Origin of the sequence: Streptomyces caeni, from assembly GCF_042678285.1 — a bacterium.
In the GTDB taxonomy this organism is placed as follows: Bacteria; Actinomycetota; Actinomycetes; order Streptomycetales; family Streptomycetaceae; genus Streptomyces; species Streptomyces caeni.
On the sequence record NZ_JBHUDX010000137.1, the window covers coordinates 1,378 to 1,823 of the forward strand.

The window sequence follows — 446 nt, forward strand, 5'->3', positions numbered from 1 at the left end:
GCGGCACCATGAAGTTGCGGCGGCAATAGCCCACCAAGCCCTCGACATTCCCCTTGTCATTGCCTTTGCCAGGACGGCCGTAGTGGTCCCGGATCAGGTAATGCGACAGGAAGCCGCTGAACAGCACGGCCCGCTTGCGGGTGCCATCGGGCAGGATCTTCGCCACCAGGCACCGGTCATTGTCATAGACGATCGACTGCGGCACTGCCCCAAAGAAGGCAAAGGCGTGGATGTGGCCGTCCACCCAAGCCTCGGCCACAGCCGCCGGATAGGCGCGGACGTAACAGGCGTCGCTGTGCGGCAGATCCAAAACAAAGAAGTGGGCCTTCTGCTCGACACCGCCAATCTTGACCATCGCCTCGCCGAAGTCGGCCTGCGCATGGCCCGGGGGATGCGCCAGCGGCACGAACACTTCCTGGCCCCGCCGTTCTCGCTCCCGGATGTAA

The 446-nt window shown here is 63.9% G+C and carries 1 protein-coding gene; it reads right to left on the reverse strand.

The window, feature by feature from the left end; genetic code table 11:
• A partial coding sequence (locus ACFSL4_RS35820) for an IS21 family transposase (protein WP_465269775.1) occupies nucleotides 1-446 on the reverse strand: 446 nt, incomplete at both ends.